We start from the raw sequence: 13,112 nt of genomic DNA, 5'->3' as shown, positions 1-13,112 counted from the left end.
CTGGAAGACTGCGGTCATGGACACCACAGCCGAGCAGATAAGCGCCCGGACAGCGGCCGCGTGGACCGTCGCGCTGGCGATCCTCGGAGGATTCACCGGCTACGCGTGGGACGGGCCGTTCCTCGCCGTCACCTGCGCCCTGTCCCTGGGAGGCGGCGGGGCTGTGGGCACGATCCTGTCCCGGCGCCGGATGATCGAGACCATCCGGGAGGGCCAGGGCAAGGCCGCCGCGCTCGGATACGCCGACGGCATCGCGGACATGATGGTGCTCGGGATATCGGCCTACCGCGCCGCCGTCTTCCCGCTGTCCGGCCCCGACGCGGTGGACGCCGCCGAACGCGTCGCGCGCCGCAAGGCGGCCTACCGGCTGACGGCCGCCGACGGCCTTCCCCACCGGATCCGGGAGGCCGCGGCCGCCGCCCTCGCCGCGATCGACGACCGGCGCGACGAGGAGGCCCGGTCCGCCATGGAGGACCTCATGAAGGCCGTCCAGGAGCAGCGCCGCGCGGCATGACGCGGCGTGACGCGGCGCGAGCGGTGAGGCGGTTGAGAACCTGGCCGTCCGCTCGGGCTGTGACAGATCTGATGCCTCATCCGATGTGTGTTCTGTGGGGGAGATGTGCCCGCCGGTGCTTCTGATGTGAAGGACCGGCGCACATGATGACCCTCCCCGCCCGACAGAAAGCTGCGACTTCCGGCGCGCGCATGCGCGGGGAGCGCACGCAGGCACCGTGCATGGAGGTTTCAGAGTGCGTCCGTTCACCCTCAACTACGCCTCGTACCAGGGGCTTCGGCCGGTGGTGACGCCGTACCGCTTCGACGAGGCGCGGCAGCTGAACGTGCTGCCTGACGGCCGACCGGCCGTCAGCGACCCGGACCTGCTGCTGGCGGTGGGCACGACCACGTCCACCGCCGGTTCCCAGACCCACTTCGACGACTGACGGCCGCCCGCGACCGGATGACCGTACTGATCCTCACGTCCGAGGAGGACGTGACCGCCGACATGGTGGTGGCCGAACTGCACGCGGCGAAAACCCCGTTCGTGCGCATGGACCCCGCCGACGTACCGGGCAGGGCCGTGCTGTCCGCCCACTACGCGAACGGCGCCTTCGAGGGCCACCTGTCGGTGAACGGGCGCCTGCTCGAGATGGGGGACCTGCGCGCCGTGTGGGTGCGCAGGCCCGGCGAGCCGGCAGCACACGCGGCCCACCCCTCGCCGTGGCTGACCGCCGAGACCCGGCAGGCACTGTTCGGCATGCTCTTCTCCGCCGCCCCGCGGTGGATGAACCATCCGCGCAACGCCGAGCGGGCTCGCCTGAAGCCGTGGCAGCTGCGGACCGCCCACCGCAGCGGCTTCGCCGTACCGCCGACCGTCTTCACCACGGTCCCGCGGGTGGCACGGCAGTTCGCCGAGGAGCACGGGGACGTGGTGGTGAAGTCCGCCTCGGGACCGCCGCCCGGTGAACCCGGGCTGACCCTGCCGACCTCGCTGATCGGCCGCGATGTCGACTTCTCCGCCGTCGCGGCCGGCCCCGCCCTGCTGCAGCGGTACGTGCCCAAGTGCGCGGACATCCGGCTGACCTGCGTCGGCTCCCGGCTGTTCGCCGCGCAGAAGACCGCGGGACCGGGCCAGATCGACGGCCGCTACGGCGACACCGAGCACGCCTGGCGGGCGGTCCCGGTGCCCGAGCGCATCGCCGAGGCGGTGCGCGCGTACGTCGCGCTCGCCGGACTGGCCTACGCCGCCTTCGACTTCGCGGAGGACGAGGAGGGCGTCTGGTGGTTCCTGGAGTGCAACCAGAGCGGCCAGTTCGGCTTCGTCGAACTGGAGACGGGGCTGCCGATCGCCGCGGCGGTGGCCGCGTGGCTCGGCCGGGACGAGGCGGGCCGGTAGCCGGGGGGAGCCGCGGCCGTGGAGCGAGGGCCCCGGCCGCCTCTGTCCCCCGTGCGAGCTACACGCAGGTGTCCACCGCACGGTGACGATCCCGGGCCGCGGGATCCCTAGCGTTCAGGGCAGCCGCGGCGCTCCGGCCGCGGATGGTGCGGAGGGGATTCCCATGAGGCTGATCTGGCAGCTCGCGGCCGTGGCGGCGGTCGCGTTCATCGGCGGGCAGTGTGTCGCGGCGGTGCAGGACAACGCGTTCCTGACGCTGATCCTGGGTACGTCGACCGCGGTGCTCGCGGTGCTCGTCTACCGGTGGGTGGTACGCAGGACCGAGCACCGCCCGGTCACGGAACTCGCGCGGGAGGGCGCCCGCGGCGCCGTCGGCCGCGGCGCGCTGCTCGGCGTGGCGCTGTTCGGCGCCGTCATCCTGAACCTGGCGCTGCTCGGGGACTACGACGTCCACGGCCTGGGCTCGGTGAGCGGCGCCGTGGGCGTGGTCGGCTTCATGGCCGCGGCCGCCGCGACCGAGGAACTGCTGTTCCGCGGCGTCCTGTTGAGGATCGTGGAGGGGCGCTTCGGCACCTGGATCGCGTTGACGCTGACCGGTGTGCTGTTCGGCCTGATGCACCTGTTCAACCCGGACGCGACGCTGTGGGGTGCCCTCGCCATCGCCGTCGAGGCGGGCGGCATGCTCGGGGCGGCGTACGTGGCCACCCGCAGCCTGTGGCTGCCGATCGGCCTGCACTTCGGCTGGAACTTCGCCGAGTCGGGCATCTTCAGCACCGAGGTCTCCGGCAACGGCACCAAGCAGGGCCTGCTGGACGCCACCGTGTCGGGCTCCAGGCTGCTCACCGGCGGCGACTTCGGCCCGGAGGGCAGCCTGTACGCGGTGCTGTTCGGAACGCTGGCGACGATCGTGTTCATGCGGCTGGCCCGCCGGCGCGGCCACCTGGTGCCAAGTCGCCGTAAGAACAACGAGGTTGACGCGACCGCTACAGTTTCCCGGTGATCGCTCTTCGGCGGTTCCCGGACCTCTGGCGCCGGCTCGACGTCACGGTCCGGGACCTCCCGCTCGGGGTGCTGCTCCTCGCCGCGTCCCTGCTGCCGGTGTTCCAGCGGCACGGGACCCGGCTCGGCGGCGTCGCGGACCGGCCCTTCGACGCGGGGGCCGCCGCGGTCCTCGCCCTGGAGTGCCTGCCGCTCGCCGTACGCCGCCGGTGGCCGGCCCTCTGCCTCGCGCTGGTGTCGCTCGGCTTCGCCGCCGACCAGCTGCGCGGCTACCACCTGGTCGCGGGCACCGCGCTGCTGATCGCCCTGGTGAGTACGGGACTTCGTCTGGAACGGCACCGGCGCGCCGCCGCGCTGCTGTTCTCCGCGGCGTACGTGGTGCTGGCGGTCGCGCTCGCCCGGCTCGGCTCGGGCGAGCCGGTGAGCGAGTTCGTCACGTTCTACCTGCTGGCGACGCTCGGCTGGGGCGCCGGGGCGTGGCTGCGCACCGGCCGGGCAGCGGAGGCGGAGCGCCGCCGCCGGGTCGCCGAGGACACCCGCGCCGCCGAACGCGCCCGTATCGCCCGCGAGTTGCACGATGTGGTGACCCACCACGTGACGGCGATGGTCGTCCAGGCGGAGGCGGCGCGCTATCTGACCGCCGCACCCGACCGCCTGGACCAGGCCCTGACCGCCGTCTCGGACACCGGGCGCCGCGCCATCACCGACCTGCGGCACCTGCTCGACCTGCTCAACCCGGACCACGGCACGGACGGTGGCGTCCATCACGGCATGGACCACGGCGCCGAGGCGCGGACGCCGGCCGTCGGCCGTCTCCTCACGCTCGTCGAGCAGACCCGCCGGGCCGGGCAGCCGGTGGAGTTCACCGAGGAGGGCACCCCGGCGGCGTCGACCGGCAGCGCCGACCTCGTCGCCTACCGCGTCGTCCAGGAAGCCCTGACGAACGCCCTCAAGTACGCCCACGGCAGCCGCACTTCGGTCCAGGTCAGCCACGGCACGAAGGAGATCACCGTGGAGGTCACCACGGACGACACGGGCTCGGGTGCCACGTCCCCCGGCGGCAGCGGCCGCGGCCTCGCGGGCCTGCGCGAGCGGGTCGACGTCCTGGGCGGCGACTTCAGCGCGTCCCCACGGGAGGACGGCGGCTTCCGCGTACGAGCGCGGATTCCCGCCGGGGGTTCCCTGTGAGATGGGTCGGGGAGCCGGGCGGGACGGGTGAGGCGGGGCGTGTGGCGTCGGCTGCGGTGTCGGCCGAGGCGGGGCGCGTGGTGTCGGCTGCGGTGTCGGCCGAGGCGACGGGCGGCGTGAGGTCTGCGACGAGATCTGCGAGGGGCCGGTCGTGAACTCTGCGGGGGAGCGGAGCGGCGCCGCGCCGATCCGGGTCCTGGTCTGCGACGACCAGATCCTGATCCGCACCGGACTGGTGACGATCATCGACGCGCAGCCGGATCTGGAGGTGGCGGGCGAGTGCGGTGACGGGCAGAGCGCCGTCGACCTCGCCGGCCGGCTCCTCCCGGACGTCGTGGTGATGGACGTACGCATGCCCGTGCTCGACGGCATCGAGGCCACCCGCCTGCTGGCCGGCGCCGCGGTGGCGAACCCGGTGAAGGTCCTCGTGGTGACGACCTTCAACCTGGACGAGTACGTCTACGAGGCGCTGCGCGCGGGCGCGAGCGGCTTCCTCCTCAAGGACGCGCCCCCGGCCCAGCTCCTGCACGGCATCCGCACGGTCGCCACGGGCGCGGCGCTGCTCGCCCCCGAGGTGACGCGCCGGCTCGTCGGCCGGTACGCCGCCAGGATCCGCCCCGCCGCGGGCACCCCGGACGACATCCCGCTGACCCCCCGCGAACTGGAGGTCCTGCGCCTGATCGCGGACGGTCTCTCCAACAGCGAGATCGCCGGCGCCCTGGTCATCAGCCAGGAGACGGTCAAGACCTTCGTCTCCCGCATCCTCACCAAACTGAACCTCCGCGACCGCGTCCAGGCGGTCGTGTACGCGTACCGACACGGGCTGGTGACGTGACGGGGCCGGAGCGGGGGCCGGAATGGCAGGGAACCCTCCGGCGTTGAGCAGGGTGGGTGAAGGACGCCGGTCGGGCGGGCCGAGTAGCCCGCATCAGCAGGCTGAGAGGTATGGAGGGTCGTAATGGCTGCGCAGACGCAGAGGGCCGTTCTCGCGGGCGGGTGTTTCTGGGGGATGCAGGATCTGATCCGCCGGCTCCCGGGCGTGACGGCGACCCGGGTCGGATACACCGGAGGTGACGTGCCGAACGCGACGTACCGCAACCACGGAACGCACGCGGAGGCCATCGAGATCCTCTTCGACCCGACTCAGACCGACTACCGCGCGCTCCTGGAGTTCTTCTTCCAGATCCACGACCCGAGCACCAAGAACCGCCAGGGCAACGACATCGGCCTCAGCTACCGCTCGGCGATCTATTACGTGGACGACGAGCAGAAGCGGATCGCCGAGGACACCATCGCGGACGTCGACGCCTCCGGCCTGTGGCCGGGCAAGGTCGTCACCGAGGTGGAGCCGGTCGGCCCCTTCTGGGAGGCCGAGCCCGAGCACCAGGACTACCTGGAGCGCTACCCCGACGGCTACACCTGCCACTTCCCCCGCCCGGGCTGGCGCCTGCCGACCCGTACGGAGGGCTGACCTCCGCCGGCGTCCGTCTGTGAGCCGATGTAGTTTCAGGCGATACGGTATCGATCGAACGGATGACGGTATCGTGGCCGTATGACCGCCGACGTCCCGCCCGGAGCCACCCCCACGCGCGCAACCGACCGCCCCGGGGACGGTTCCCCCTTCGCCCTCGGCCTGCTGCTGCGCCGTGCGCACTGGCGGGCCGCCGCGGTGATGGGGGAGGCCCTGCGGCCGTACGGCATCGAGCTGCGGCATTTCGCGGTGCTGATCGTGCTGGTCAACGAGGGGCCGACGGTGCAGCGGGACCTGGCGGCGGCGACGGGGACGGACAAGGCCGGGATCATGCGGGTCGTGGACGACCTGGAGCGCAAGGGCCTGGCCGTGCGCAAGGGCGTTCCGGGGGACCGGCGGGTGCGCGCGGTGGAGATCACGCCGCAGGGGCTCGAGCTCTTCGACGCGGTCCACGTGGCGGCGGGACCCATGGCCGAGGGGCTCGTGGCGGGCATGGAGCCGGCCGAGACCGAGAGGCTGACCGAGCTGCTGACCCGGTTCGCCCATCCCGCGGACGAGGGCGCGTGAACGCCCCGGGTGGCGAGGCCGCCGTGTGACGCTCCTGAGTGAGGCGTCACACCGCCTTCGTGTCCCGGAGGGTCACGCGGCGAGCTGCTCCGCGAGTTCCTCGGCCAGGGCGGCCGCCTGCGCGAAAGCGCGGTCGCGGGAGGCCTCGTAGAGCGGGACCAGTGCCGACATCGCCGGATTGCGGGCGGCCATGGTGAGCTCCGGGACGATGAATTCGAGGTTCAGGCCGAGGGCGCCCCCGAGGACGGCCTCCAGATAGTTCTGCACGAACTCGTAGCCCTCGCGCGGGGTGCCCGGCGCGTAGGAGCCGCCGCGGCTGGCGACCACGACGGCCGGTGTGCCCTTGGCGGAGGGGTTCTCGCCCGCCGTGCGGCCGAGCAGCAGCACGCTGTCCAGCCATGCCTTGAGCGTCGACGGGATCGAGAAGTTGTACATCGGCGCCCCGATCAGGACGGCGTCCGCCCGCTCCAGCTCCTCGATGAGCCGCACGCGCGCGGCGAACGCCGCCGACTGCTCCGGGGTGCGCTCGGACGGATCGGCGTAGCCGGCCGCCCAGGCGGCGGCGGTGATGTGCGGGACGGGGTCGGCGGCGAGGTCGCGGTAGACCACCGTGCCCCGCCGGTGCTGCTCCTCCCAGGTCCTGCGGAAGGCGGCCGTGACCGAACGGGACGAGGACGCCTCGCCGGGAAACACGGACGAGTCGATGTGCAGCAGTGTGGCCATGGACGTTCTCCAAGGTGGGGTGCCCCAGGCGGGGGACCGGAGGCGGTGATTCGTGCTCGGCGGTAGTCAAACACGAGATGATATCGAGTGATACTATCTCGTTCGCTACGGAGGCGATGTGTCGAGCGGTCGAGGAGGCAGGCGATCATGGATGTCCACGAGGCGGTCACGACCCGGCGGGCGGTGCGTGGATTCACCGGCCGGCCTGTTCCGAAGGGGTCGTTGGAGCGTGTGATGTCCGCCGCGGCATGGGCGCCGTCCGGCTCGAACATCCAGCCGTGGCACGCCTACGTGGTGACCGGAGGGCCGCTGGCCGAGATCAAGAAGCGCGCCGGCGAGCGCCTTGCCGCGGGAGACCCCTGGGACGAGCCGGAGTACGAGATGTATCCGCCGGAGCTCACGTCCCCCTACCGCGAGCGCCGGTCGGCCTTCGGGGAGCAGCGCTACGGCGCCCTCGGCATCCCGCGCGAGGACCTGGAGGCGCGCCAGCGGGCCGCCTCCGCGAACTGGGACTGCTTCGGGGCGCCCGCGGCCCTGTTCTGCTACATCGACCGCACCATGGGCCCGGCCCAGTGGTCCGACGTCGGCATGTATCTGCAGACCGTCATGCTGCTGCTGCGCGCCGAAGGGCTGCACAGCTGCCCGCAGATGGCGTGGGCGAAGTTCCGCAGGAGCGTCGCCGAGGTCCTGTCGCCCCCCGACGAGCTCCTGCTCTTCTGCGGCATGTCGATCGGGTTCGCGGACGCCGCGGAGGATCCCGGCCGCACGGGCCGGGCCCCTCTCGAGGAGACCGTCACCTTCGTGGGCGACTGACGGTCATGCGGGGTCGATGACCCGGCGGGTCAGTGCGGCAGTGTCGCCGGGCTGCCGCCGTTGGCCTCGTAGCCCGCCACCGCCAGTGCGCGGTACACCGCGAACTCCGCCGCGGGGTCCGGCGACAGGGTCCAGGGCAGGGCGCCGACGTGGCCGTCGATGTGTATGAGCTGGTTCATGGCCTCGCTCCAGCGCTCGGCGCGGACCAGGAAGAAGACCAGGAGATGGCGTACGTGCGCCAGCATCGGGTCGTCCGGCCGGGCCGAGTGGACCGCGTGCAGCGCGCCGTGCATCGCCTTCGTCACGACCTCGCTCTGGTAGAAACCGCTGACCAGGTTCACCTCGGGCAGGTGCTCGAAGACCGAGAAGAGCGGCATCGCGGCGAGCAGCGAGCCGTGCGGGGCCCGCGCGGCCGCCGCCTCCGCGAAGGAGGTCGCCAGCTCCCGCGAGCCGTGCCACTTCTCGCACCAGTAGTGCAGCGCCGCCAGGTGCGCGCCCATGTGCGTCGGCGCGCGGTCCAGGATCTTCAGCCAGAGCTGCTCGAACTCCGGCTGCGAGTAGGTCAGTCCGCGGGCCACCGACAGCTCGACGATGTACGGGACGGGGTCGCCGGGGGCGAGCAGCGCCGCGTCGCCGCACGCCGACCTCGCCTCCTCCATGATGATCCGGAACTCGTCCGTGCCCGGCGTCGACGTGCGCCACGCCTGCTGCACCAGGAACTCCGCGTGCACGGCCGCGCCGCCCGCGTCCTTGGGCTGCTCGGCCCGCCACACCCGCAGCCACTGCCCGCCCGGTGTCTCGCTGACCCCGCCGGGCCGCTGCTGCAGCTCCAGCGAGGCGGCACCCGCGAAGGCCTGCACGCGCTGCCAGCGCAGCTCGCCCTCGGCGTCCGTGCCCGCCAGCAGCTGCGAGGCCGCACGGTAGTCCTGCGTGCGCTGCACCAGGTCCAGGACGTCCAGCAGGTCCTGGTCGGGGCCGGGCATGCGGACGTCCAGCTCCTCCTCGCGCACGAAGCCGTAGTTCGCGGGGTCGGCGGCGTCCGGGTGGCCGGCCGGGACCTGCTCGATCATGCCCCGACGGCGCCGCATGAACGGCAGCAGCACGAAGCCGAGCATGACCACCGCGATCAGGACCCAGAGAAATTCCATGGCTCAAGCGTTCCAGACGCGACCGCCACATGGCCAACCCGGTCGGGAGCCTGTGGAAAACCCGCGATCTCGTACACCTCTCGGTCCGCCACCCGCCCGCCCGGCGCATTACGCTCGGGCCCATGAGCGACAGGCACATCAGTCAGCACTTCGAGACCCTCGCGATCCACGCGGGCAACACCGCCGATCCCCTCACCGGCGCGGTCGTCCCGCCGATCTACCAGGTCTCGACCTACAAGCAGGACGGCGTCGGGGGCCTGCGCGGCGGCTACGAGTACAGCCGTAGCGCCAACCCGACCAGGACCGCCCTCGAGGAGAACCTCGCAGCCCTCGAGGGGGGCCGCCGCGGTCTCGCGTTCGCGTCCGGACTGGCGGCCGAGGACTGCCTGTTGCGTACGCTGCTCAGCCCCGGCGACCACGTGGTCATCCCGAACGACGCGTACGGCGGCACGTTCCGGCTGTTCGCGAAGGTCGTCGCCCGGTGGGGGGTGGAGTGGTCGGTCGCCGACACCAGCGATCCCTCCGCCGTACGGGCCGCCATCACCCCCAAGACCAAGGCGGTGTGGGTGGAGACCCCCTCCAACCCGCTGCTCGGCGTCACCGACATCGCCGCGCTCGCCCAGGTCGCGCGGGACGCGGGCGCGAAGCTCGTCGTCGACAACACCTTCGCCACCCCGTACCTCCAGCAGCCGCTGGCGCTCGGCGCGGACGTCGTCGTGCACTCGCTGACCAAGTACATGGGCGGCCACTCCGACGTCGTCGGCGGTGCGCTGATCGTCGCCGACGAGGCGCTCGGCGAGGAGCTGGCGTTCCACCAGAACGCGATGGGCGCGGTCGCCGGCCCCTTCGACTCGTGGCTGGTGCTGCGCGGCACGAAGACGCTGTCGGTGCGCATGGACCGCCACAGCGCGAACGCCACCAAGGTCGCGGACATGCTCACCCGGCACGCGCGCGTGACGAGCGTCCTGTACCCGGGGCTGCCCGAGCACCCCGGTCACGAGGTCGCGGCCAAGCAGATGCGGGCCTTCGGCGGCATGGTGTCGTTCCGGGTCCAGGGCGGCGAGGAGGCGGCCGTCGAGGTGTGCAACCGCGCCAAGGTGTTCACACTCGGCGAGTCCCTGGGCGGTGTCGAGTCGCTGATCGAGCACCCCGGGCGCATGACGCACGCCTCCGCGGCCGGTTCGGCCCTCGAGGTGCCCGCCGATCTCGTACGGCTCTCCGTCGGCATCGAGAACGTCGACGACCTCCTGGAGGACCTGCAGCAGGCGCTCGGCTAGCGAAGCCGCCTCACCAGCCCGTGTACGGGGGAGTCGTCTGCGAGGGCGGCTCCACCCACGGGCGGGCCATCATGGCCCAGACGAGGAACGCCACGCAGGCGGCGCACAGCAGCAGCCACAGCAACCGCCGGGCCACCCTTCTGCGGCGCAGGCTGCGGGCGCCGCGGCGCACGACGTCGCCGTACAGCTCCGGCGGCACCCGCGGCGGAACGCGCTCCATGATGCGCCGTGCCGCCGCCTCGCGCTCGGCCCGGTTCATGCGCCCCTCCCCACGCCCGCGCGCCTCATGACGGCGCCACCTTCGGGCCCGCGACCGTCCGTGCGGGGCCGCGCGGCGGATGCAGCAGGGTCGCCGTGGCCCGGTCGCAGATGGTGCGGACGCGTTCGGTCGGCAGGCCGAGCAGCGCCGCCGTCTGCTCCTCGGCGACACCCTCGTAGAGCCGGAGGACCAGGATCAGGCGCTCCTGCGGCACGAGCCCGGCCAGCGGGCTGTCCGGATGCGGGCGGGACCGGCCGAAACCGCCGTACTGGTGCCATGCCGCGCGCGCGAAGCGGGTGGCCAGGTACTGGCGGGTGCGGTTGTAGGGGTCCTCGCCGCGCAGCCGGTCCCAGGTGCTGTACGTGTGCGCGAGCGCCAGCGTCAGCAGGCGCCGCGCGCGCGGGTTGTCGTCCGGCGCCTCCGCGGTGAGCAGCGTGGCGGCATGCAGGAGCCGCCCTGCCGCGCCCGCGACGAACGCCTCGAACTCCCGGGCCCGGCGGGCGGATTGTGACGCCTGCCGTTGCCGCACCGCGCCTCCCGCCCTCCCGGCGAACGAATCGGAACCTCCGCCGCGTACGGATGGGTGAACCGCGTACGAGGAGGACCCGATCTCATATGAGGCCAGGGGTGCCCCGTCGGTCAAGAGCCGGGCGGCACGCGCGCGTGAGAGCCGGTCGGGGCCGGGGCGCGGGCGGAGCCTTAGGAGGCGTCCGTCGCGTCCGTCCCCGGCACGCCCTGGGGCGACATCCGGGAGGAGAGGGCGACGTTGAAGCGCGTCAGGAGCGCGCAGAACGCCTCGCGCTCCTCCGGCTCCCACTCCTGCGTCAGCTCGGCCATGAGCTGGCGCCTGGAGGAGCGCACCTCCTCGAGGCGGGACAGCCCGCGCGGGGACAGCTGAAGGACCACGGCGCGTCCGTCCTCGGGATGCGAGGTGCGCTTGACGAGACCGGTGTCCACGAGCGGCGCCACCTGGCGGGTGACCGTCGAGGAGTCGATGCCCATGCTCGCCGCGAGCGCCTTGACGCCCATGGGCCCTTCTTTGTCGAGGCGGTTGAGCAGCAGGTATGCGGCGCGGTCCATGGAGTTGCGCACCTGCCCGACCCCCCCGAGCCGGGTCTGTTCGGCACGGCGGGCGAAGACCGCCACCTCGTGCTGCAGCGTGTCGAGAAGACCGGTGTCACCGACGGTCGTCATGTCCATCGACATTTCTGGTGTTGTGGGCATGGCCGGAGGCTCGCTTCATGAAGGGGCTGCTGGAATGGGGGACAGAGTACGCGGCCCGGGGGCAGGCCGTACCGGCGCTGCGCAAACCAGTCTCGGAGGTTGGTCACACACGCCCCGTGCGCCCGTGAACTGCGATGCTTGAGTCATGAGCTACAGCACGGCTGACTCCTTGCGGCCCGTGACCCTCGACGATGTGCGCGGCGCGCAGAAGATGCTCTCTGGCGTGGCGCGGGCGACGGCGATGGAGGGCAGCAGGCACCTGTCCCGGCTGGTGGGCGCGCCGGTGCACCTCAAGTGCGAGAACCTGCAGCGGACGGGATCGTTCAAGCTGCGCGGCGCGTACGTGCGGATCGCCGGGCTGCTGCCCGAGGAGCGTGCGGCCGGAGTCGTGGCGGCGAGCGCCGGCAACCACGCGCAGGGTGTCGCGCTGGCGTCCTCGCTGCTGGGCGTGAAGGCGACGGTGTTCATGCCGATGGGCGCACCGCTGCCGAAGATCAGCGCCACGCGCGAGTACGGCGCCGAGGTGCGCCTGCACGGGCAGGTGGTCGACGAGACGCTGGCCGCCGCGCAGGCGTACGCGGCCGAGACGGGCGCGGTGTTCATCCACCCCTTCGACCACCCCGACGTCATCGCGGGCCAGGGCACGGTCGGGCTGGAGATCCTGGAGCAGTGCCCCGAGGTGCGCACGATCGTGGTCGGCGTCGGCGGGGGAGGGCTCGCCGCCGGTATCGCGGTCGCGGTGAAGGCGCTCAGGCCGGACGTGCGGATCGTGGGCGTGCAGGCGGAGGGCTCGGCGGCCTACCCGCCCTCGATCGCTGCCGGGCGCCCGGTGTCGATCGAGAACCCGGCGACCATGGCCGACGGCATCAAGGTGGCGCGGCCCGGCGACGTGCCGTTCGCCATCGTGCGCGACCTGATGGACGAGGTCCGCACGGTCTCCGAGGACGCGCTGTCCGCCGCGCTGCTCCTGTGCCTGGAGCGGGCCAAGCTGGTCGTCGAGCCGGCCGGGGCGAGCCCGGTGGCGGCGCTGCAGAGCGAGCCGGGCGCCTTCGAGGGCCCGGTGGTCGCGGTGCTGTCCGGCGGCAACGTCGACCCGCTGCTGATGCAGCGCGTCCTGCGCCACGGCATGGCGGCGCAGGGCCGCTACCTGGCCGTACGGCTGCGCCTGACGGACCGGCCGGGTGCGCTCGCCACTCTTCTCGGGGTGTTGTCAGTGGTGGACGCTAACGTCCTCGATGTGAGTCACGTACGGACCGATCCACGGCTCGGGCTCACGGAGGCGGAGGTCGAGCTGCACCTGGAGACGAAGGGGCCGGAGCACTGCCTCGACGTCGGCCGGGCCCTGCGCGAGTCGGGGTACACGGTCGTCGAATGAGGTGCCGGGCGCCCGGCGATCGGCGGGCGCTCAAGCGGAATCCCCAGCTCAGGGCTCTTTGTCACTCGATCGGGAAAATCCGTTGAGAGACGCGATACATCGCGTTACGGTGTGTCTCGCACCTGCCCGCCCCGCCGCCCATCAGGCGGGGCGAAACGCACAAATCTAGGCTTT

At 72.5% G+C, this 13,112-nt stretch carries 16 protein-coding genes; 11 read left to right on the top strand and 5 right to left on the bottom strand.

Annotated elements, in window-relative coordinates:
- Window positions 1–16: 16 nt before the first annotated feature.
- From ACFU97_RS05160 to ACFU97_RS05125, 8 genes are all read left to right on the top strand, one after another.
- The gene (locus ACFU97_RS05160) at window positions 17–514 is read left to right on the top strand and encodes a hypothetical protein (protein ID WP_384251046.1); all 498 of its coding nucleotides are present in this window, start codon (window positions 17–19) and stop codon (window positions 512–514) included.
- A gap of 235 nt (window positions 515–749) precedes the next feature.
- The gene (tgmA, locus tag ACFU97_RS05155; protein ID WP_384251043.1) at window positions 750–941 is read left to right on the top strand and encodes a putative ATP-grasp-modified RiPP; all 192 of its coding nucleotides are present in this window, start codon (window positions 750–752) and stop codon (window positions 939–941) included.
- A gap of 17 nt (window positions 942–958) precedes the next feature.
- Window positions 959–1,894, top strand: coding sequence for an ATP-grasp ribosomal peptide maturase (gene tgmB / locus ACFU97_RS05150; protein WP_384251041.1), 936 nt, complete (start codon window positions 959–961; stop codon window positions 1,892–1,894).
- A 163-nt stretch (window positions 1,895–2,057) separates the two neighbouring features.
- Window positions 2,058–2,894 (top strand): CPBP family intramembrane glutamic endopeptidase, encoded by an 837-nt coding sequence (locus ACFU97_RS05145; protein ID WP_384251039.1) that lies wholly within the window; start codon window positions 2,058–2,060, stop codon window positions 2,892–2,894.
- Window positions 2,891–4,081 carry a sensor histidine kinase gene (locus tag ACFU97_RS05140; RefSeq protein WP_384251037.1) on the top strand — a complete coding sequence of 397 codons (1,191 nt, stop codon included), beginning with the start codon at window positions 2,891–2,893 and terminating at the stop codon, window positions 4,079–4,081. The genes ACFU97_RS05145 and ACFU97_RS05140 overlap by 4 nt, the downstream gene beginning before the upstream one ends.
- Before the next feature lie 151 nt (window positions 4,082–4,232).
- Window positions 4,233–4,916: a response regulator gene (locus ACFU97_RS05135; protein ID WP_384251034.1), complete on the top strand. Its 684-nt coding sequence runs from the start codon at window positions 4,233–4,235 to the stop codon at window positions 4,914–4,916.
- 123 nt (window positions 4,917–5,039) lie between these two features.
- Window positions 5,040–5,552 (top strand): peptide-methionine (S)-S-oxide reductase MsrA, encoded by a 513-nt coding sequence (msrA, locus tag ACFU97_RS05130; RefSeq protein WP_384251032.1) that lies wholly within the window; start codon window positions 5,040–5,042, stop codon window positions 5,550–5,552.
- An 81-nt stretch (window positions 5,553–5,633) separates the two neighbouring features.
- Entirely contained in the window at window positions 5,634–6,119 is a 486-nt protein-coding gene (locus ACFU97_RS05125; RefSeq protein WP_384251029.1) for a MarR family winged helix-turn-helix transcriptional regulator, read from the top strand.
- 72 nt (window positions 6,120–6,191) lie between these two features.
- Here the strand turns inward: ACFU97_RS05125 and ACFU97_RS05120 are convergent, their stop codons facing one another.
- A complete protein-coding gene (locus ACFU97_RS05120; RefSeq protein WP_384251027.1) occupies window positions 6,192–6,842 on the bottom strand; it encodes an FMN-dependent NADH-azoreductase in 651 nt (216 codons plus the stop codon).
- A 147-nt stretch (window positions 6,843–6,989) separates the two neighbouring features.
- Here ACFU97_RS05120 and ACFU97_RS05115 point away from each other — a divergent pair, with 147 nt between their 5' ends.
- Window positions 6,990–7,655: a nitroreductase gene (locus tag ACFU97_RS05115; RefSeq protein WP_384251025.1), complete on the top strand. Its 666-nt coding sequence runs from the start codon at window positions 6,990–6,992 to the stop codon at window positions 7,653–7,655.
- A 29-nt stretch (window positions 7,656–7,684) separates the two neighbouring features.
- Here ACFU97_RS05115 and ACFU97_RS05110 read toward each other — a convergent pair whose 3' ends face one another.
- Window positions 7,685–8,803, bottom strand: a complete 1,119-nt coding sequence (locus ACFU97_RS05110) for a hypothetical protein (RefSeq protein WP_384251022.1) — start codon at window positions 8,801–8,803, stop codon at window positions 7,685–7,687.
- A gap of 122 nt (window positions 8,804–8,925) precedes the next feature.
- On the opposite strand from ACFU97_RS05110, the gene ACFU97_RS05105 reads away from it, so the two are divergent.
- On the top strand, window positions 8,926–10,080 hold the full coding sequence (locus ACFU97_RS05105) for a cystathionine gamma-synthase (protein ID WP_384251020.1): 1,155 nt from the start codon (window positions 8,926–8,928) through the stop codon (window positions 10,078–10,080).
- Between the two features lie 10 nt (window positions 10,081–10,090).
- Here the strand turns inward: ACFU97_RS05105 and ACFU97_RS05100 are convergent, their stop codons facing one another.
- From ACFU97_RS05100 to ACFU97_RS05090, 3 genes are all read right to left on the bottom strand, one after another.
- On the bottom strand, window positions 10,091–10,339 hold the full coding sequence (locus ACFU97_RS05100; protein WP_384251017.1) for a hypothetical protein: 249 nt from the start codon (window positions 10,337–10,339) through the stop codon (window positions 10,091–10,093).
- A gap of 25 nt (window positions 10,340–10,364) precedes the next feature.
- Window positions 10,365–10,868, bottom strand: coding sequence for a sigma factor-like helix-turn-helix DNA-binding protein (locus ACFU97_RS05095; protein WP_384251015.1), 504 nt, complete (start codon window positions 10,866–10,868; stop codon window positions 10,365–10,367).
- A gap of 170 nt (window positions 10,869–11,038) precedes the next feature.
- Complete coding sequence (locus ACFU97_RS05090; protein WP_384251139.1) at window positions 11,039–11,545, bottom strand: MarR family winged helix-turn-helix transcriptional regulator; 507 nt, start codon at window positions 11,543–11,545, stop codon at window positions 11,039–11,041.
- Window positions 11,546–11,708: 163 nt separating this feature from the next.
- Between ACFU97_RS05090 and ilvA the strand changes: the two genes are divergently transcribed.
- Window positions 11,709–12,938, top strand: coding sequence for a threonine ammonia-lyase (gene ilvA, locus ACFU97_RS05085; protein WP_384251012.1), 1,230 nt, complete (start codon window positions 11,709–11,711; stop codon window positions 12,936–12,938).
- Window positions 12,939–13,112 lie beyond the last annotated feature (174 nt).

The organism is Streptomyces sp. NPDC057616, from assembly GCF_042800575.1.
GTDB lineage: Bacteria > Actinomycetota > Actinomycetes > Streptomycetales > Streptomycetaceae > Streptomyces.
The sequence above is the reverse complement of the archived record's forward strand: the minus strand, read 5'-3'. Positions and strand labels throughout refer to the sequence as shown.